Raw genomic sequence first — 18,382 nt, 5'->3', positions numbered from 1 at the left:
AAATCCCCTTACTCCGCAACGACAAGATTTACACGGGAGCCCGCCGAAAGGACAGAACCCGCAGCAGGATCCTGTTTCAAAACCCGACCGGACTGTTCTCCGGAATTTTTACGACGTTCCGTTTTGCCGATAATAAAACCGGCCGAGCGCAAGTTCGAAAGAGCCTCCGTCAAACGACTTCCAACGACTTCCGGCAATTCCACCTTCGCCCCATTCGGGCCCGAAGAAAGGAACACGTCCACCGTATCGCCCTTGTGCACCAAGGAACCTTCCGAAGGATTCGTGCGAACGACTTTGCCCTTTTTGACATTTGTATGCGGCATAGAGAATGTGAGGCCCATATTCAAGCCAGCCTTCTCAATTGCGACAACCGCTTCCGAACCGTTCTTGTCAAAGAGATCCGGAACCGTAAACTGGTGCAAGCCATCGGAAATCGTCAAATGGATGGTGCGACCCGGCTTCGACTTCTGATCGGCGAGCGGATTCTGACGCATCACGAGATCCACGTCATAGGTCTTGCTGTATTCGCGTTCCTTGGCAAAGAGAACGTTAAAGCCCGCTTCCGTCGCCTTCTGAACAGCGGTCAAGCTGTCCAAGCCTTCAAGTGCCGGGACGGTCTTTTCTTCGACATAGGAACGTGCCACAATCGGCATCGCAATCTTATCGAAAACGACTGCGCACAAAATAAGTACGACCGCCAGCAAAAGCAGCGCGTAAGCCCAAGGCTTCGTCCGAAGAATACGGTGAATGAAATTTTCCTTGCCCGGCTGACCTTCCATACTAGTCCTTCGGGTTCAAATCGTGAAGTTTGCTTTCTTCCGAAATCACCAGATCCTTGCCCATCAGCGAAATCGTTCCATTGCGGGATAACGTCGAGAACACACGGCTCACGGTTTCACGCGTCGTACCGGACATTTCCGCAAACTGCTGCTGCGTCGGACGGTTACGGATCACCGTTACCATTTCACCGTTGCGACCGTGAATACGGACGCCGCGATCTTCAATCAAGCTCAAGATCGTTCCTGCCACACGTCCGTACACAGACATCGTTGCAAGAGAACCTATCTGGCGATTGGCATTGCGAAGACGACGGCTCATCTGCATGAGCAAGCCCGTAGCGAGTTCCGGCGTCGTTCTCAAAAGTTCTAAGAAGTGTTCTCGGCGAATGATCAGCACTTTAGTCGGCTGAACAGCCTTGACCGAAGCGGACCTAGGTTCGCCGTCGATCAAAGACATTTCGCCAAAAGAGTCTCCACGCGACAGGAGCGTAAGGATTGTTTCCTTTCCATCGGTACCCGTCACGTAGACTTTAACTTCGCCATCCGCAATCAAGAATAGAGCTCGCGTCGATTCATCCTTTTCCAGAATGATCGTTTCGTCGCGCCCGTAATCGTTCGTAATGACGAGCGACGCCAACTGAGACAATTGATCTTCCGAGAGTTCCGAAAAAAGGTCCACTCCCTTCAAAAGTTCAATGCTGTTTTCGTCCGCCATAAACGTCCTCCTAATCGAATTACTTGAGATCGATGACGATGCTTTCGTCTCGATGCGCACCGATCGAAACCATCCCGATTTTCACACCGACGAGCTTCGACATTTCTTCAAGATACTTCTTTGCATTTTCCGGGAGTTCGTCCCAGGTCTTGCACTTCGTCGTATCCTGCTTCCAACCCGGGAGCACTTCATAAACCGGCTTGCAACGGCCGATCTTGGAAAGCTGATTCGGGAAGATATCAATCTTTTCCCCATCGCATTCATAATGCGTGCAAACCTTGATTTCGTCGAACGAGTCGAGAACATCAAGCTTTGTGATAGCGAGGTGGGTCAAACCGTTCACGAGGGCAGCCTTGCGAACGACCGGAGCGTCAAACCAACCGCAACGACGGTTACGACCCGTGGTAGCGCCGTATTCGTTGCCAAGTTTGCGAAGGTTGTCACCCGTTTCGTCCAAAAGTTCCGTCGGGAACGGACCGTTACCCACGCGGGTCGTATAAGCCTTGACCACGCCGACAACCTGGTCAATCGCCGTCGGGCCTACGCCGGCACCGCAGCTGGCATAACCAGCAACCGTGTTGCTCGAAGTCACATACGGGTACGTACCCTGGTCGACATCGAGAATCGTGCCCTGGGCGCCTTCAAAAATCAAATGCTTGCCTTCCTTCAAAGCCTGGTGAAGGACTGCGCTCACATCTCGCACGAACGGCTTAATCTTCTGACCGAGTTCAAGGTAATCGCGGATTACCTTTTCCGGATCAATTTCCGGAACGTCATACATCACGCGGAATTCTTCATTGTGAATCTTGGCCATGGCTTCGACGCGCGGACGGAGTTCGCGTTCATCCATCAAGTCGCCGACTCGCACACCGATACGATTCACCTTGTCGCTGTAGCACGGACCAATGCCACGACCCGTGGTACCGATAGCGGCCTTCCCCGCCTTCTTTTCCTTCGCCTTGTCGAGAGCCGTGTGATACGGGAGAACGACATGAGCGTTGTCCGCAATCACAAGACGGTCTTCCGGATTCTGAATGCCCTGCGTGTGGAGGTCTTCAATTTCGGCCAAGGTCTGGATCGGATCGAGAACGACGCCGTTACCGATCACGCAAAGCTTGTTTTCGTGCATGATGCCAGACGGGATCAAATGGAAGACGAACTTCTTGTCGCCCACTTCAACGGTATGGCCAGCGTTAGCGCCACCCTGGAAACGAACGATTACGTTTGCGTCAAGCGTGAGAAAATCAACAATCTTGGCTTTTCCTTCGTCACCCCACTGGGATCCGATAACAACACGATTTGGCATATATCCTTCTCAATGATTAAAAAGAAAACGCGAAAGGAAGGCGCAAGGTTTTTCCAAGCCCCTTTTTCGCCTTAAAACTAGAAAACTAAATCTTGGGCGGGTAAACGCGTTCCCCAAAAAGGGCCGTTCCCACGCGAATCATCGTCGCGCCTTCTTCGATTGCGACTTCGAGATCCCCGGTCATTCCCATCGAAAGCTCGGTAAAATCCTGAAAGACGCCGCCACGGGCGAGCATTTTATCGCGCAAATGGCGCAAAAAGGCAAAACCTTCACGAGAATCTTCCGCGACACCCGTATTTTTACCGATGGTCATCAGGCCTCTGTAACGCAAATGCGGAGCTTCCGGGAGAGAAAGCAAGAACTGTTCCGCTTCTGCCATCGAAACGCCGCTCTTCGTATCTTCTTCCGAAGTATTCACCTGGAACAGAATATCGAGAGTCTTATCAAGTTCGCCGCAAATGCGTTCGAGCTTTAGCACCGATTTGACATCGGCGACGGAATGAATGCAATCCGCAACAGTTGCCGCATGGCGCAGCTTATTCGACTGCACCGGGCCAATCACATGGCAGCGCACGCCCGGACGTTTGACCGAGAACTTTTCCACGGCTTCCTGGACACGGTTTTCACCGAAATCCGTCGCACCGAGCTGCAGAGCATTTTCTACAGCTTCCAGCGGATGGAATTTGGAGACCCACACCAAGAGAACGCTTTCTCTTGGACGATTACTTTGTTTGCAAGCGTCTGCAATCCGAGCTTCCAAAGCTTCGTAAGCAACGCGCATTTCTTCTAAAGTACGCTCAGACATTTTTTTCCTTCTTTGCCCGCACCGCTTTTTTCTTGGCCTTCGGGAAAAGAATAGAAATCAAATCGTCGATGTGTTCTTTCGTATAAATCTTCAGGCCTTTCTTTGCAGTCGTAGGCAATTCAACAATATCTTTTTCATTCTGCTTCGGCAAGTAGAGCGTTTTCACGCCTGCATCCACAGCCGCCAAAGCCTTTTCGTTCAAACCGCCGATCGGGAGCAAGTCGCCGGAAAGGCTCACTTCGCCCGTAAAAGCGATATCCGGCGAAACCGGAGTTCTTGTAAACGCAGAAAGCAGCGAAAGCGTAAGGGCGATACCCGCAGAAGGCCCGTCCTTCGGTACAGCGCCTTCCGGAACGTGAATGTGAATATCCGTCTTGCGAACCATCGCCGGGTCAATGTCAAAACGCAAAAGTCTTTCACGGACAAGGCTCAAAGCGATCTGCGCAGATTCCTTCATCACGTCGCCGAGCTTACCCGTCAAAAGCAAATTTCCACGGCCCGAGAGCAGTTTCGTTTCAATTAAAAGGATTTCCCCGCCGACCGATGTCCAGGCAAGGCCCGTGATGACGCCAAAATGCCCTGGCTGCGGCAAACGGTTGCTCAAGAAGCGCGGAACGCCAAGATACTTTTCCACGAGCTTCGGGGTGAGCGAAAGCTTACCCGACTTGCCCATAAGCGTTTCCTTCACACGCTTGCGCACAATGGTTTCCACCATGCGTTCGAGTTCACGCACGCCCGCTTCACGGGTGTATTCGCGCAAAATCGTTTTGATCGAATCATCATCGAAAACGATGGAATCCTTGTCTTCCACGCCACAATTCTTGAGCGCCTTCGGAACGAGGTAATCCTTCGCAATCGAAAGCTTTTCATGCGGATAGTAGCCCGGCAAACGAACCACTTCCATACGGTCTGCGAGAGGGGCCGGAATCGTTGCTTCGGAGTTTGCGGTCGCAATGAACAGCACCTTCGAAAAATCGAGTCCCACTTCCATAAAATGGTCCACAAATTCCGGGTTGAGTTCCGGGTCCAAAACTTCGAGCATCGCACTCGCCGGATCGCCACGGTAATCGTTGCCCATCTTGTCGATTTCGTCGAGCAAAATGACCGGGTTCATGCACTTCGCATGGCGCAAAGCCTGCACAAAACGGCCCGGCATGGAACCGATATACGTGCGACGGTGACCGCGGATTTCCGCTTCGTCCTGAACACCGCCAAGAGTCACACGGGCAAAGTTACGGCCAAGGGATTCCGCTATCGAACGCACAAGCGTCGTCTTGCCAACGCCCGGAGGACCCACGAGGCAAATAATCGGAGCCTTGTTTTCCGCCTTGGTCTGTTTGAGTACAGCGACGTATTCAAGGATACGTTCCTTGACCTTGTCGAGACCAAAATGTTTCGAATCCAAATTTTTTTTGACCTTTTTCAGGTCGAGATCGGTATCCGTATAGACGCCATAAGGAATGGCGAGGAACCAATCAATGTAGTTGCGGGACACCGCATATTCGGGACTTGCCGGCTGCATCAAACGCATGCGGGCAAATTCTTCGTCAAGCTTTTCCTGGATTGCCTTGGAGAAGTGCTTCTCCTTCACTTTCTGCACAAGCTTTTCCACTTCGTCGGTATCGCCGTCCGAAATTTCATTCTGCAGCATACGGATCTGTTCGCTGATGAACCAGTCCTTCTGATTCTGCTGCATTTTCTGCTGCACGTCATCACGCACATGTTCCACAACGCGTTCCGCATCGAGAGCCGCCTGCAAATAGGCGTTGATCGTACGGCCTAGGCCGTCCAAGGTTTCCTGCTCCAAAGCCTTCTGCTTTTGGGCTGGGGAAATGCGCACAAACGGAAGCATCGCCATGTAAGTCGCAAAGGCTTCTCCCTTCGACTTCACATCGGCAACGATATCCACCGAAAGATTCTGCACGTCCGCATACTGTTCAAACAGCCGAACGCCTTCCGCAAGCACAAGCTTCGTCAGGGATTCTTCGACAGAAGGATAAAGGCGCAGAGAAATCTTCGAGGAGAAATAATTGCGTTCGTCAAGCTTTTCCGGATGGACAAGGTCCACCACGACGACCCCTTCCAAAAGAACACGCCAGCAACCGTTCGGAAGCGGCAAAACCGACTGCACATGGGCAAGCATCCCCACGAGCGGCAAATCTTCTGGAGATACCGCTTCCTTATCCGGATCCGGCTGCAAAGCGAGCAGGATCAAATCGTGATAGGCGCGAGAGGCCTGGAGCGCATTCTGGGAAATTTCACGTCCCACAAGAACACGCGTCGAAGAACCCGGAGTCACCAGAGCGTCACGCAACGGGAGCAATGGAAAATCATGAGACAAATCCAGTGCAACGGTCTCAAGCAAATTTTCAGTATCAGGGATCGATTTTTTCAAACAAAATCCTTAGGCGACGTTTTTCTTATCGCCTTGCGACAGAGCTTTCTTAACAAGCGTGGCATCCACCACGAGCTTCTTTGTCTTCGAGCCCGGCAGTTCATACATCGCTTTCTGCAGGGTACGTTCCACCACCGAGCGGAGTCCGCGAGCACCTGTCTTGCGTTCCATCGTAAAATTGACGATTTCAGAAATACCGTCATCCGTAAAGGACAGCTCGATACCGTCCATCTTGAAGAGCTTCACATACTGCTTCACGATGGCGTTCTTCGGTTCCGTCAAGATGCGCTTCAAAGCATTTGCATCCAATTCTTCCAAAGAAACCACAACCGGCAAACGACCGACGAGTTCCGGGATGAGGCCGAAGCGAATCAAATCATCCGGTTCAAGAAGCTTAAAGAGCTTCGACAAGGAATTGTCCTTTTCCGAACGGATGTCCGCGCCAAAGCCCATTCCGCCTTGGTTCACACGGTGCGCGATAATCTTATCGAGAGTTTCGAAAGCGCCACCGCAAATAAACAGAATATTGCGAGTGTTAATTTGTACTAAACTTTGTTCCGGATGCTTACGCCCACCCTTCGGCGGAACCTGTGCCGTCGTGCCTTCGAGAATCTTCAAAAGACCCTGCTGAACACCTTCTCCGGAAACATCACGGGTAATCGACGGGTTCGCAGTCTTACGGGCGATCTTATCGATTTCATCGATAAAGATGATGCCACGTTCTGCACGAGCCACGTCGTAATCCGCAGCTTGCAGAAGACGGACGAGGATATTTTCCACATCTTCGCCGACATATCCCGCTTCCGTCAAAACGGTAGCGTCCGCAATGGAAAACGGAACGTTCAGGAATCGGGCAAGCGTCTGAGCAAGGAGAGTCTTACCGCTACCCGTCGGACCGACAAAGAGCAGGTTCGACTTTTCCACTTCGACATCGTCCTTTTCCTTTTTCCCAGCATTCACGTCTTGGTAACGCAAACGCTTATAATGGTTGTATACAGCCACAGAGAGAGCCATCTTCGCATCGTCTTGACCGATGACGAATTCATCCAAGTGAGCCTTCAATTCCTTCGGAGTCGGGAGCGGAGCCTGAGCGGTTTCCGCACGAGCCTTGGAAGCCTCTTTCGCAAAGTCGTCCAAAAGAAGATTGTAGCACGCCGACACACATTCGTTACAAATGTGGACGTTCGCGCCAGAAATCATCTTTGCGACCTGTTCCGCAGGCTTTCCGCAAAAACTGCAGGTAATCTGAGTATGGTTCTTTCCGTTTTTATACATCGAATCAGCCTTTATGCTCGTGATTTCACTTACGCCTTATGCGGCTTGAAGATTTCATCAATGACGCCGAATTCAAGAGCTTCTTCCGGAGTGAGGAAGAAGTCGCGTTCGGTTTTTTCACGGACTTCATCGATCGAACGACCGGAGTGTTCCGCGATAATCTTCGTGAGCATTTCACGCGTGCGAACAAGTTCCTTCGCATGCACCTGGATATCGGTCGATTGACCGGTTACCGCGCCCGAAGGCTGGTGCAGCATAATGCGGGAATGCGGGAGAGCATAACGCTTGCCCTTCGTTCCCGATGCAAGAAGGATTGCCGCCATAGAGATGCTATCACCGACGCAGATCGTCGCCACATTCGGGCGAATATGCTGCATCGTATCGTAGATAGCAAGACCCGCCGACACATAGCCACCCGGGCTGTTGATGTACAAAGTGATGTCTTTCTCGGGATTCTCGTATTCCAAGAAGATCATCTGCGCCATCACATTATTTGCGACTTCATCATTGATCGGCGTACCCAAGAAAATGATACGTTCCTTGAGAAGACGCGAATAAATGTCGTAAGCGCGTTCACCGTGACCGGTGTTTTCAATGATTGTTGGAATGACCATGAATTTTCCCCTAAAAAGTTACTTGGCTTCTTCTTCCTGCTGAATGCCGACGATCAGATTTTCGGCAAGTTCAATGCGGAGTTCTTCGCGGAGAGCGACAGAACGACCGGACTGGCGGAAGTGGTCCTTCAAGGACTTGGCGTCCACGCCGTAAGCCTTGGCGATTTCTTCGATGCGAGCATCGACAGCAGCCTGAGTCGGCTTGAGCTTTTCAGCGTTGGCGATAAATTCGAGAATGCGGTGCTTCTTGATTTCGCGGACTGCTTCCGGTTCGAGAGTCTTGAGCTGTTCTTCAGACGGTTCGATGTCTTCGTTCGTGCCAGCATTACGCTTGAGCGTGTACTTGATGAGATCGATGACGCGAGAATGCGGAACGTCGAACGGGTTCGCTTCGATGAGCTTGTCGATCGCTTCGTTCACAGCCTTATTTTTGAGAGAGTTCTTCTTGTTGTTGAGGAGGCTCGTCTGGAGGTTGTCCTTCAGTTCAGCTTCGTCCTTTACGCCAACCTTCTTAAAGAATTCTTCGTCCATCTTCGGGGCGTGGATCTCGCGGACGTCGGTGATTTCCACCTTGAAGTCAGCCGTCTTGCCACGGAACTGTTCGTCCTTGTGGTCCTGCGGATACACAAAGTGGATGTCCTTCGTTTCACCCTTCTTCGTGCCGGTGAGGCCTTCGTCAAATCCCGGAGAAGCCGATTCACCAAGGAGAGAGCGGAATTCGCGGTCTTCCGGAATTTCCTTGTTTTCGCCGTCGATCTTCACTTCGAGGTAGTTACCGACAACAACGTCGCCCTTCTTGGATTCGCGATCCACGGATTCTGCGGTAGAATACATCTGGAGCACGCGTTCGACTTCGGACTTCACTTCTTCTTCCGAAACGACAACAGCCGGAACCGTGATGCCGAGGTTCTTGTAATCCTTGATTTCGATTTCCGGATCGACTTCGACGATAGCGGTGAACGTAATATCTGCCTGCTCGTCATCCTTAAAGTTTTCGACCTTCACGCGGGAAACCGGAATGATATTCGCCTTCTTGAGTTCTTCGCTCAAGGTGGAGTTCATCAATTCTTCGATCACTTCCCCACGGATCGTTTTACCGAAACGGTTGATGATGATGTTGCGAGGAACATTGCCAGCGCGGAAACCCTTCAGCTGGACTTCCTTGCGGTAATGCGTCACTTTCCTTTCGAACGGAGCCTTCAGGGCTTCCTGCGGAATCGTAATTTCAACGTTGCGAGTAGTAGAGCTTGTTTCTTTGATCGAAGCTGTCATGTTATCTCCATGAGTGAAAAAACTCGGGGTTAAAAAAAGATGCGAGGGGTGGGAGTCGAACCCACACACCGAAGTACCAGATCCTAAGTCTGGCGCGTCTGCCAATTCCGCCACTCTCGCGTTTTCGAATGCCAAAAATACAAAAAAGCATTTCTTTTGAGAGCGAAACAATTATTTTAAGGGCGTGTCAAGCGCTTTTCGTACCATTCGCATCGGAGTTTTCATTTCCGCGGTCAACCTTTTGATTCAAGGGGTTGCGTTTCTCGTCAGCAATTTTATGGCGAAGAACCTCGGAAACGTATCGTTTGCTTACTTCGGCATCCTCCAGAGCGATTATACGATTTTCACAGCTCTTGCCGATTTTGGAACGGCAACCCTCCTGCTCGCTTTCTTCGGAAAAAAGGTCGTGCAGGGGAAAATGCTTTCGTCCGCGTTCCAGTTGCGGTACGTTCTCACGTTCGGTTCGATGCTCTTGATGATGCTTTTTGCGTGCCTTGTACGCTGGAACCACCCAGTATTCCGTGGCGAATTCATCATGGCTTTCGGGCTTTTGTTCCAACACGCATTCTTTGACTGGTATTTCATCTGCGGCAAATTCTGGAAAAAACTGCTCGTAGCGAAGATCCTGCATACGATTTCCTATTCAAGCGTCATGGGATTTTCACTTTTCTTCCTCCAAATAGAAAGCATCGAAGGGATCGCCCTATCCATGGTCCTTGCCGCCCTGCCCGCTTGGGGATTCGGAGCGACTGCGGCTCTTCGCCCGGTCATTTTCAAATTCACCCATCGGAGCATCCTCTTTATCCGACTGATGCTTTCCAAGGCATTCCCCTTCGCCCTTTCGAGCCTTGCAAGCTTCCTCTACTTGCCCCTTGGACTCTACGCCATGGACGTTTTTGCTCCGCGTGAAATGTTCGGAGCCTATAATTATGCAAACAAATTAATCGTCCTGGCTTCAGGGCTGATGGTGAATTTCATTTCGTCCTCGCTCGTCACCAAGCACGAAGTCCATGACGACAAATTCCATTTGAAGGACATCGCCGTTTTCACGGCTTTCATCGCGATCTGCTGTTCCCCCGCCTGGACAATCCCCGAATTCTGCATCAAGACGCTCTTTTTCGCAGCGCCGATTCATGCAAACCCGGAGCTTCTCGCATTCGGCGCATTCAGCTTTTCGACGCTCGTCTTTTCTCTGATTTTCCAAGCGACCCGTGTAAGTCTCGTCGCAACCATGCTCAAAGAAAAGCGCCTCTGGACTTACGTCTTCCTGATCTTTTTAGGTGGAATCTTGAACGCCGGCACCGTCTTTGGCCTACCGGCCCTCGGCATTTCCTACTGGCATATCCCGATTCTCGCCCTAACCGGCGACGCGGCTCTCAGCATTCTGCTCTTTATCTACTTCGCCCGGGCAAAGCGTTTTCGGGCGTAAATCACAAAGCGTCGATACCGCCCAAAGAATAACGGCCCACACCCAAAAAATACCCTGTTTATAGCCAGCGATAAAAAACCAGAATCCGACAAAATAAATCAGCATCACGTACAGCATCACTCTGCGTATTGTCATCTGCCGTTTTAACCGGGCATAGAACACCGACAACGCCAACCCGACTAAGAACGGAACCAAAAAGCAGCCGAACAAACCGAAATCTTTATAGACTTCCCACAGATATCCTGTAGTATTATATCCAGGAATTTTTTGGACGCTTTCATTAAAAACGCCATCCCAGCCAAAACTGTTTTTTAGTGACCCGGAAACGCGAAGGTAATCGAGCATTCCAGAGAAGAAGTCAATTCCATAAGTAAAGGGATGAATTTCCCGATCGGTAGGTGGATTCAATGCATAATCCAAATTCCAATAATTGTTTGCCACGTATCGGTATGGCATCGTCATCGCCATATCCATCGTCATCGATTGCATCGAATTGCTCCCCGCATACTGAGACCGCGCCGAAGCCACAAACACGAAAGCGGAAATACCGAGAGCAAGAAACGCAGCAATCAAGAGTACAGAGATTCTCTTACGCAAAAAATTAAACAGAATGGCCAAAAATCCCACGCACATAAAAAGCGATGTACGGCTCGGATACGCACAGACACTAAGCACACATATCGACGGAGCAATCACGCGAGAAATCCAACGGCTCAAACGGAAAGGATTCACAGACTTGAACATGCCAACGCCAAAAAGCATCGCGACTAGCGGCGCACTGGAAAACAAATGCGCCGAAATTCCATAATTGATTTTTGGCGAAGTCCAGTAACTCGGATTACCCGAAAAAAGAATCAACGTTCCCACATTCTGGATGATCGAAAAAACACCCACCAAATAAAGCGTAAGCGTTACACCGGCAAATACAAAATGCCACTTCCAATTATAAAAACGCCGTATTTTCTCAAAGCTATCTTCCTCAGGCTCTTTCTGCAGAGAATTTCTTTGGAAATCTACCCACTGGTACAAAAGGCATGCCGACGTAAACGAAGCCAGAGCTCCAATCCAAACGCCCCAAGTCTTCAAATGGAACGGCGTCATCGCCTTGTCCATCTGCAAATAGGCAATTGAAAGGGTCATGCACTGGAAAAAGATATAGACCGAAGCAGGGGAAAAGAAATCCTTCTTCATTTTCCAGACATAAAACAACAGCCCTACCACAATCAGGGCAAGGACTGTTGTCTCAGGATATTCGGAAATCCATGCGAACATTAGTTCGCGCGCTTCCTTCTAAAGAATCCCACAAAAGTCGCCCATTCCTTTTCAAGCGAGGAACCAGTTCCCTTCTGGGATTTCACAAGTTCAATGAAGTTGCAAAGAATCGTCGCCAAAAGCATCGATACAAAAACCGTAAAGATCAGAGAAGCACCTCGGAGTGGCGAAACCTTTTTGTCGTTTGGCCAAGGAGCTTCAAGCACGTGCAAGTTCGTCAGCTTCTTCGCTTCTTCAAGCTGCATTTGTTCGCTCTGCTGGCGAAGCAGCTTGTACAAAGCAGCCTGAACCTTAACCTCTTCTTGCTTGCGCATATATTCTGCGCCAAGCTGCGGACTTTTCTTCAAAGTAATCAAACCCATCGACTGTTGCTTTCCGTTGAGCGTTTGATGGATCGCCGTATTCAACGAGTTATAACGCTTGGAAAGTTCGCCGTAACGCTTGGAATCCGTTCCTCGCAACTGACTTTCGTAATTCATTTCCACTGCGACACTTTGACGTTCTGTCTGGAGAGTGCTCAAGTAGTTGATGGTCGCTTCCATCTGGACTTCAGGCTCATAAAAATTGTTGTCCACCTGGAACTTGACAAAGTCCTGCTGCAAAGAATCCAACATCTTCAGGCAAAGTTCAATTCGGTTGTCAAAGTATTCACGGCTCTGACGGGCCTGCTTGGTCTTGAACGCGTTGAACATCGAGTCCGCTTTATCAAGCATGAACGTTGCCATTTCCGAAGCGAGCCTGTAATCTTCATCCTCGATGGAAATTTCGAGCATGTTTTCATCCGTCAAAGACAGCTCGAAGTTCTTCCGGAACTGTTTCAACAAATCTGCGCGGAACTGTCCATCGAACTCGTAATGTTCCGCCAGCTTAAAATGGTCAATGACCATATCCTGCAATTCTTTCGAATCGAAAATCGTCCAAATCGCATCCGCATCCACCGAGCCCGAAGCAAAGCCAAGCAGCGAAGCATAAGAAGAAAGCTCCCCATCGAGCATGCCCGAAAGAGTGCTCATCGAAGAATTGTCAGGCGGAGGCGTCACCACCGCTTTGGCAGCATAAGTCGGCTTAATCACCCACATTACCAACACAAAGACGACAATCGTCGGAATCAAAACGAGAGCACAGCACAACTTGAAATGTTTCAAGTCGTTGTTGAGAATTCGAAAAAGAGTTTCGGTCAAACCCGGAGTTTCGGAAGCCATAGCAGATTACTTGTTATAGTAGAAAAGATAAATGGTAAGTGCCGAAGACACAACAGACAGAAGGGTCCCCATGAACAAGGTAAAGTCCTTAAAGCGTTCATAAGTGCTCTTCGGAATTTCAATAAAGTCACCCGGAAGAATCGGATCGCCCGTTGCATTCACATAAATCGTTTCACGGTCTCCGCGAATCACCTTCACCTGGTCAAAGGATCCGGTAATCGTCGTCACGCCAGCCGCAGATATATAGTCCAGCGCATGCCAAGACGGGTTGTAATCCTGGCGTCCCACGCCAGCAACCGCACCGCCCACATACACGATCAACGGCTTCATCGTATATTCCACTTCGGCACCCCTCGGCACCACCGTTTTGTCCGCATCGCGCAGCGGAACAGAATATGTCTTTCCTTCGCCTTCACGGATAGTCACCGACTGATACCCGATATTCGGAATGCGATTTCCTCCCGCACGATTGAAGTAATAATCAACCGTCTGCCCTTCTTCATACGGGATTGCCGCACGGTAGTTCGAAAGAATCAACGTCACCGAGCCCTTCATATCTGCAAACGGCACATAAACCAGATCGCCCTGTTCCATCAGAATGTCTTTTTCAAAATCACCCTCATTCGACACCTTCAAGAAGTCGATATGGAGCGTATCCTTTCCACGAATCACCTGCACATCTTCATCGCGACCCGCCGGCAAAATTTCACCGACCATTTTCAGCAAACGGCTGAGACGAGTCTGCGCCTCGACCTGCACTTGCCCCACATGCGGCACAGCGCCCATCACATTTACAATAATTTTCTTCAACTGCGCAAGCTGCACAAAGCAATACTTCGGGTCATAACGTTTCGAAACCAATTTCAAAATGGCTTCACGGGCTTCCGAAAGGGTCATCCCCGCCACATTCAACGATCCGCATTCTTCAATGATAATGCTTCCATCTGGATAAACCTTTACCGAGAGATAAGTATTCTCCAAAGTGATGTCGAGATAATCTCCTGGCCCGAGCTTATAGGAGGAATCCACAACGCCTTCGCTATAGCTAGGCTGCATCGTCACCGAATTACGAGTGACCGCCGAAGGAATTGCCGACTGGGAGAGTGTCTGAAAAGATCCCAAATCCGCAGCGAAGCTCGCCATGCAGAAAAAGAGAATCGCCAGCCCAAAAAAGGAATTTTTAAAAAACATAGCCTATTCCGCACAAGGAATTCATGAATTCAATAGTTGTCATAAAATACAAAAAACCTGGCTCGTTAAAGCCAGGTCCTTGTGAAATCTAGAACGATTTACTTTTCAGCTTCTTTAGCAGCGCCCTTGACCATGTCAATCGGCTTTGCATCGGCAGCCGGAGCTTCAGACTTCGGAGCCTTCTTAGCCTTGACTTCATCTTCAACGAGAGAAACCAAAGCCATTTCAGCAGCGTCACCTGCGCGGTTCGGACCGAGCTTCAGCACGCGAGTGTAACCGCCGTTGCGGTCCTTATAACGCGGGCCAATCACATTGAAGAGTCCCTGGAGGACCTTCGGGTCGCGAACTATACGAGCGGCTTCACGACGAGCGGAGAGGTCACCCTTCTTTGCATAGGTCACCAAGCGATCCACAACACCGCGGACAAGGCGAGCCTTGAGGAGAGTCGTACGCACAGGGCGGTTGAGCTGATCCTCTTCCAGGCCTTTTTCGAGGATGGAAGTCGCGAGGCTACGGAGGATGGCACGCTTATGTTGTGCGTTCACACCGAGTTTCTTGTTCTTTACACCGTGTCTCATTTTTCTTAATCCTTCAAGTATTCATCGACGTTCATGCCGAAGCTGAGACCCATCGATGTCAATACGTCGTTAAGTTCAACCAAGGACTTCCTACCGAAGTTCTTGTATTTCAGCATGTCCTGTTCCTTATTGCGAACAAGTTCTGCAATCGTATGGATGTTGGCCATACGAAGGCAGTTGCTGGAACGAACGGAGAGTTCAAGTTCGTCCACGCGCATACGAAGACGGCCGGCAATACGCTGACGTTCTTCGTCTTCAACCATTTCTTCCGGAGATGCGAGATCCCCTTCGAAGTTGATGAAGGCTTCCAAGTGATCCACAAGGAGCTTTGCTGCATAAGCAAGAGCGTCTTCCGGATCGATGGAACCGTCGGTCGTGATTTCCAATTCCAAACGGTTGTAGTCCGTCTTCTGACCCACGCGAGTGTCGCTCACATGCATAGCAACCTTCAAAACCGGGTTGAAGTTTGCATCCATGGCGATTTCACCAATCGGGGCGTCCGGGTTCTTCAACTCGTCTGCAACCACATAGCCGCGTCCAGAAGAGACCTTGAGCTCCATGCTCAAAGATGCATTTCCGGAGAGCGTCGCAATATGGACATCCGGGGTAAGGATCACCACGTTGGGATTCTCCTCGATGTTTGCAGCGGTGATTTCACCGTCGCCAGACATATCCAAGCGAAGCGTTTCGTCGTGGTCGGAGAGCAGCTTAACGCGAATGCTCTTCAAGTTCAGGATAATGTCCGTGACATCTTCCTTCACTCCCGGAATAGACGAGAATTCCTTCTCGACTCCAGCGATTTTCACGGAGACGATTGCAGCACCTTGCAGCGAGGAAAGGAGCGTACGGCGAAGAGCATTACCGACAGTAATGCCCCAACCGCGTTCCAGGGCTTCCACGACAAACTTGGCGTAGCGTCCGTCTTCGCCTGTTTCCACTTTCTGGAAACTGCGAGGCATTTGGAGAGATTTCCACATCATTGGCGTTTTCCCCTGTTGAGATTAAACTCTTCTCTTCTTCTTAGGACGGCATCCGTTGTGCGGAACACCGGTCACGTCACGAATCGTCAGCACTTCGATGCCAGCGTTCTTGATAGCGCGAACGGCGGATTCACGTCCACCACCTGCGCCCTTCACGCGCACATCAACCTTGCGAATGCCGAGGTCGTATGCCTTGTGCGCAGCTGCTTCAGCAGCGAGCTGAGCCGCGAACGGAGTGCTCTTGCGGGAGCCCTTGAAACCAGAGTTTCCCGGAGAACCCCAAGCAACCACGTTGCCACGAGCGTCAGTGATCGACACGATAGTGTTGTTGAAGGATGCGTTAACGCAGGCGATACCCTGAACGTCAACACGCTTCTTACCTTTCTTAACCTTTTCTTCGGCGGGAGCAGCAGTTTCTGCAGCGGCCGGAACGGTTTCTTTAACTTCTTCGTCTGCCACGGATCGTCTCCTTACTTCTTCTTGTTAGCAACGGTCTTCTTCGGACCCTTGCGAGTGCGAGCGTTTGTACGGGTACGCTGACCACGGGCCGGCAAATGCTTCATATGACGGGTTCCGCGATAGCATCCGATATCTTGAAGACGCTTGATATTCAAGGTCGTTTCTGCACGAAGCTGACCTTCCACAGAATATTCGTCTTCGAGAACGTGACGAATCTTACCTTGTTCTTCTTCAGTCAAATCATCGCACTTCTTCTTCAGATCGATGCCCAACTGAGCGCAGATCTTACGAGAGGTGAAAAGACCGACTCCGTAGATAGCCGTCAGACCATACTCGACGGTCTTGTTTCTCGGCAAGTCGACACCAGCAATACGTGCCATAAAATCTCCTAACCCTGTCTCTGCTTGTGACGGGGATTCTTAGAACAGATGATGCGAAGAACGCCCTTGCGACGAACGATCTTGCAGTTTTCACATCTAGGTTTGATGGAGGCTTTGATTTTCATAGGTTCTAACCTTTTTTGTCCCTATTACTTGTAACGGTAGGTGATCCTTCCCCGAGACAGATCGTACGGGGAAATTTCGACCAACACTTTGTCATCCGGCAAGATGCGGATAAAATGCCGGCGCATTTTTCCAGAAACATGTGCGAGAATCTCGTGACCATTTTCAAGGCCAACACGGAAGAACGCGTTTGGAAGAGCTTCCAACACAACGCCTTCTACTTGAATGCCTTCTTCTTTAGCCACTAGGACGCCATCCTGCCGCGAATGCGGCCATGTTTAAGGAAACCTGCGTAGTTATTCGTATTGAGATGGGCTTCGAGTTGACGAAGCGTATCCAACGCAACACCGACCACGATCAAGACCGAGGTGCCACCAATATAGAAAGACATATTCAAAGCGTCTTTCAAATGAAGCGGACCAACGCTAATTACAGCCAGGAAAATGGATCCCGGAAGCGAAATGCGAGTCAAAATGTGGTCAATATACTCAGCGGTCTTCTTTCCCGGACGAATGCCCGGAATAAAACCACCCGACTTCTTGAGGTTATCCGCAATGTCAGTGGGATTGTACTGGATAGCCGTATAGAAGTAAGTAAAAAAGATAATCAGCACGGCGAAAATCACACTATACGTGAGATGGCCAGGAATGAAGACGCTTGCAAAGGTTTGAGCCCAGCTCACGTTTGGCATCCACGAAGCGATAATCGCGGGCACGAACATAATGGAAGAAGCAAAGATAACCGGAATGACACCAGCCGTATTCACCTTGAACGGCAAATAGCTAGCCTGGCCACCCATCACCTTGCGTCCGACCACTCTGCGCGGGCTCTGAAGCGGAATACGACGAACAGCTTGTTCCACGTACACGATGAAACCGATGATAGCCACAACCACTGCCAAAATGAAAATTTCGATAGCGAGCGGCTGAATGCCTTCGGTAAACATTTCAAGTTCGCGGAAGAATGCTCTCGGAAGTCCGCCTACGATACCGGCGAAGATTATCAGGGAGATTCCGTTACCAACACCCTTTGCAGTGATTCTCTCACCGAGATACATTACAAAGATAGTTCCCGTGGTGAAGGTAAGCGTAGCAAGTAACCGGAAGCCGATATTTCCAAGCCCGGACTGGAAACCGTCCGTAAGCACAGAAACACCTGTACCGGTTGCGGTGGAAATTTTCAAGCTAGAAAGCCAAACGGCCACGCCCCAGCCCTGAAGAGCACCGAGGAGAACCGTGAAGTAGCGCGTATACTGATTCAGCTTAGCGCGACCTTCTTGGCCTTCTTTCTGAAGCATCTGAATCGCAGGAATCACCGATCCCATCAACTGGATGATAATGCTTGCGCTGATGTACGGCATAATGCCCAAGGCAAAAACCGTAGCCTTAGCGAAAGCACCGCCGGTGAAGGAGTCATACAAACCGAACATATTGTTACTGTTACGGAAGTATTCAGCCAAAACCGTAGCATCCACACCCGGAATGGTGATATGCGAGCCGATGCGATACACGATAAGAAGCCCCAAGGTAAAGAGGATTCTCTTCCTCAGGTCTTCCATCTTGAAGGCGTTGACGAAACCGTCAATAGCTTTCTTCAGAGCTTCCATT

The 18,382-nt window shown here is 50.3% G+C and carries 19 protein-coding genes and 1 tRNA gene; 1 reads left to right on the top strand and 19 read right to left on the bottom strand.

Features of this window, described 5'->3' with window-relative positions; all coding sequences use genetic code 11:
- Positions 1-8: 8 nt before the first annotated feature.
- From BGX16_RS07495 to BGX16_RS07455, 9 genes are all read right to left on the bottom strand, one after another.
- A complete protein-coding gene (locus BGX16_RS07495; RefSeq protein WP_100425491.1) occupies positions 9-779 on the bottom strand; it encodes a PASTA domain-containing protein in 771 nt (256 codons plus the stop codon).
- A 1-nt stretch (position 780) separates the two neighbouring features.
- Positions 781-1,494 (bottom strand): Crp/Fnr family transcriptional regulator, encoded by a 714-nt coding sequence (locus BGX16_RS07490; protein ID WP_100425490.1) that lies wholly within the window; start codon positions 1,492-1,494, stop codon positions 781-783.
- 19 nt (positions 1,495-1,513) lie between these two features.
- Positions 1,514-2,800: an adenylosuccinate synthase gene (locus BGX16_RS07485; RefSeq protein WP_100425489.1), complete on the bottom strand. Its 1,287-nt coding sequence runs from the start codon at positions 2,798-2,800 to the stop codon at positions 1,514-1,516.
- An 85-nt stretch (positions 2,801-2,885) separates the two neighbouring features.
- The gene (locus BGX16_RS07480; protein WP_100425488.1) at positions 2,886-3,605 is read right to left on the bottom strand and encodes a YggS family pyridoxal phosphate-dependent enzyme; all 720 of its coding nucleotides are present in this window, start codon (positions 3,603-3,605) and stop codon (positions 2,886-2,888) included.
- Entirely contained in the window at positions 3,598-6,000 is a 2,403-nt protein-coding gene (gene lon / locus BGX16_RS07475; RefSeq protein ID WP_241899491.1) for an endopeptidase La, read from the bottom strand. The genes BGX16_RS07480 and lon overlap by 8 nt, the downstream gene beginning before the upstream one ends.
- A 9-nt stretch (positions 6,001-6,009) precedes the next feature.
- A complete protein-coding gene (gene clpX, locus BGX16_RS07470) occupies positions 6,010-7,275 on the bottom strand; it encodes an ATP-dependent Clp protease ATP-binding subunit ClpX (RefSeq protein WP_100425487.1) in 1,266 nt (421 codons plus the stop codon).
- 29 nt (positions 7,276-7,304) lie between these two features.
- Positions 7,305-7,889, bottom strand: a complete 585-nt coding sequence (locus BGX16_RS07465; RefSeq protein WP_100425486.1) for an ATP-dependent Clp protease proteolytic subunit — start codon at positions 7,887-7,889, stop codon at positions 7,305-7,307.
- An 18-nt stretch (positions 7,890-7,907) separates the two neighbouring features.
- Complete coding sequence (gene tig / locus BGX16_RS07460) at positions 7,908-9,161, bottom strand: trigger factor (RefSeq protein WP_100425485.1); 1,254 nt, start codon at positions 9,159-9,161, stop codon at positions 7,908-7,910.
- Between the two features lie 40 nt (positions 9,162-9,201).
- Positions 9,202-9,281: transfer RNA gene (locus tag BGX16_RS07455), tRNA-Leu, on the bottom strand.
- A 64-nt stretch (positions 9,282-9,345) separates the two neighbouring features.
- On the opposite strand from BGX16_RS07455, the gene BGX16_RS07450 reads away from it, so the two are divergent.
- A complete protein-coding gene (locus BGX16_RS07450) occupies positions 9,346-10,590 on the top strand; it encodes an MATE family efflux transporter (protein ID WP_100425484.1) in 1,245 nt (414 codons plus the stop codon).
- Here BGX16_RS07450 and BGX16_RS07445 read toward each other — a convergent pair.
- The 10 genes from BGX16_RS07445 to secY form a co-directional block, all read right to left on the bottom strand.
- Entirely contained in the window at positions 10,519-11,781 is a 1,263-nt protein-coding gene (locus BGX16_RS07445; RefSeq protein ID WP_157797925.1) for an O-antigen polymerase, read from the bottom strand. The two genes, BGX16_RS07450 and BGX16_RS07445, sit on opposite strands and share 72 nt — an antisense overlap.
- An 80-nt stretch (positions 11,782-11,861) precedes the next feature.
- Positions 11,862-13,064: a GumC domain-containing protein gene (locus BGX16_RS07440; RefSeq protein WP_100425482.1), complete on the bottom strand. Its 1,203-nt coding sequence runs from the start codon at positions 13,062-13,064 to the stop codon at positions 11,862-11,864.
- Between the two features lie 6 nt (positions 13,065-13,070).
- Positions 13,071-14,255 (bottom strand): polysaccharide biosynthesis/export family protein, encoded by a 1,185-nt coding sequence (locus tag BGX16_RS07435; RefSeq protein ID WP_100425481.1) that lies wholly within the window; start codon positions 14,253-14,255, stop codon positions 13,071-13,073.
- 98 nt (positions 14,256-14,353) lie between these two features.
- Positions 14,354-14,833 carry a 50S ribosomal protein L17 gene (gene rplQ / locus BGX16_RS07430; RefSeq protein ID WP_100425480.1) on the bottom strand — a complete coding sequence of 160 codons (480 nt, stop codon included), beginning with the start codon at positions 14,831-14,833 and terminating at the stop codon, positions 14,354-14,356.
- Positions 14,834-14,838: 5 nt separating this feature from the next.
- Positions 14,839-15,813 carry a DNA-directed RNA polymerase subunit alpha gene (locus tag BGX16_RS07425; protein ID WP_100425479.1) on the bottom strand — a complete coding sequence of 325 codons (975 nt, stop codon included), beginning with the start codon at positions 15,811-15,813 and terminating at the stop codon, positions 14,839-14,841.
- 21 nt (positions 15,814-15,834) lie between these two features.
- Positions 15,835-16,272: a 30S ribosomal protein S11 gene (gene rpsK / locus BGX16_RS07420; protein WP_100425478.1), complete on the bottom strand. Its 438-nt coding sequence runs from the start codon at positions 16,270-16,272 to the stop codon at positions 15,835-15,837.
- A gap of 11 nt (positions 16,273-16,283) precedes the next feature.
- Complete coding sequence (rpsM, locus tag BGX16_RS07415; protein ID WP_100425477.1) at positions 16,284-16,652, bottom strand: 30S ribosomal protein S13; 369 nt, start codon at positions 16,650-16,652, stop codon at positions 16,284-16,286.
- A gap of 8 nt (positions 16,653-16,660) precedes the next feature.
- A complete protein-coding gene (gene rpmJ / locus BGX16_RS07410) occupies positions 16,661-16,777 on the bottom strand; it encodes a 50S ribosomal protein L36 (protein ID WP_100425476.1) in 117 nt (38 codons plus the stop codon).
- A gap of 24 nt (positions 16,778-16,801) precedes the next feature.
- Positions 16,802-17,020, bottom strand: a complete 219-nt coding sequence (gene infA / locus BGX16_RS07405; protein ID WP_100425475.1) for a translation initiation factor IF-1 — start codon at positions 17,018-17,020, stop codon at positions 16,802-16,804.
- The gene (gene secY / locus BGX16_RS07400) at positions 17,020-18,381 is read right to left on the bottom strand and encodes a preprotein translocase subunit SecY (RefSeq protein WP_100425474.1); all 1,362 of its coding nucleotides are present in this window, start codon (positions 18,379-18,381) and stop codon (positions 17,020-17,022) included. Before secY ends, infA begins: the two co-directional genes overlap by 1 nt.
- Position 18,382 lies beyond the last annotated feature (1 nt).

Origin of the sequence: Hallerella succinigenes (genome assembly GCF_002797675.1) — a bacterium.
Taxonomy (GTDB): Bacteria; Fibrobacterota; Fibrobacteria; order Fibrobacterales; family Fibrobacteraceae; genus Hallerella; species Hallerella succinigenes.
The sequence above is the reverse complement of the archived record's forward strand: the minus strand, read 5'-3'. Positions and strand labels throughout refer to the sequence as shown.

What these genes read in the sequence shown, in the direction of transcription:
- rpsM (WP_100425477.1), bottom strand. Translation starts at nt 16,652, where the DNA reads ATGGCACGTATTGCTGGTGTCGACTTGCCGAGAAACAAGACCGTCGAG.
- clpX (WP_100425487.1), bottom strand. Translation starts at nt 7,275, where the DNA reads ATGTATAAAAACGGAAAGAACCATACTCAGATTACCTGCAGTTTTTGC.
- tig (WP_100425485.1), bottom strand. Translation starts at nt 9,161, where the DNA reads ATGACAGCTTCGATCAAAGAAACAAGCTCTACTACTCGCAACGTTGAA.
- BGX16_RS07480 (WP_100425488.1), bottom strand. Translation starts at nt 3,605, where the DNA reads ATGTCTGAGCGTACTTTAGAAGAAATGCGCGTTGCTTACGAAGCTTTG.
- BGX16_RS07490 (WP_100425490.1), bottom strand. Translation starts at nt 1,494, where the DNA reads ATGGCGGACGAAAACAGCATTGAACTTTTGAAGGGAGTGGACCTTTTT.
- BGX16_RS07445 (WP_157797925.1), bottom strand. Translation starts at nt 11,781, where the DNA reads ATGAAGAAGGATTTCTTTTCCCCTGCTTCGGTCTATATCTTTTTCCAG.
- rpmJ (WP_100425476.1), bottom strand. Translation starts at nt 16,777, where the DNA reads ATGAAAATCAAAGCCTCCATCAAACCTAGATGTGAAAACTGCAAGATC.
- BGX16_RS07495 (WP_100425491.1), bottom strand. Translation starts at nt 779, where the DNA reads ATGGAAGGTCAGCCGGGCAAGGAAAATTTCATTCACCGTATTCTTCGG.
- BGX16_RS07435 (WP_100425481.1), bottom strand. Translation starts at nt 14,255, where the DNA reads ATGTTTTTTAAAAATTCCTTTTTTGGGCTGGCGATTCTCTTTTTCTGC.
- BGX16_RS07440 (WP_100425482.1), bottom strand. Translation starts at nt 13,064, where the DNA reads ATGGCTTCCGAAACTCCGGGTTTGACCGAAACTCTTTTTCGAATTCTC.
- secY (WP_100425474.1), bottom strand. Translation starts at nt 18,381, where the DNA reads ATGGAAGCTCTGAAGAAAGCTATTGACGGTTTCGTCAACGCCTTCAAG.
- rplQ (WP_100425480.1), bottom strand. Translation starts at nt 14,833, where the DNA reads ATGAGACACGGTGTAAAGAACAAGAAACTCGGTGTGAACGCACAACAT.
- BGX16_RS07485 (WP_100425489.1), bottom strand. Translation starts at nt 2,800, where the DNA reads ATGCCAAATCGTGTTGTTATCGGATCCCAGTGGGGTGACGAAGGAAAA.
- BGX16_RS07425 (WP_100425479.1), bottom strand. Translation starts at nt 15,813, where the DNA reads ATGATGTGGAAATCTCTCCAAATGCCTCGCAGTTTCCAGAAAGTGGAA.
- BGX16_RS07465 (WP_100425486.1), bottom strand. Translation starts at nt 7,889, where the DNA reads ATGGTCATTCCAACAATCATTGAAAACACCGGTCACGGTGAACGCGCT.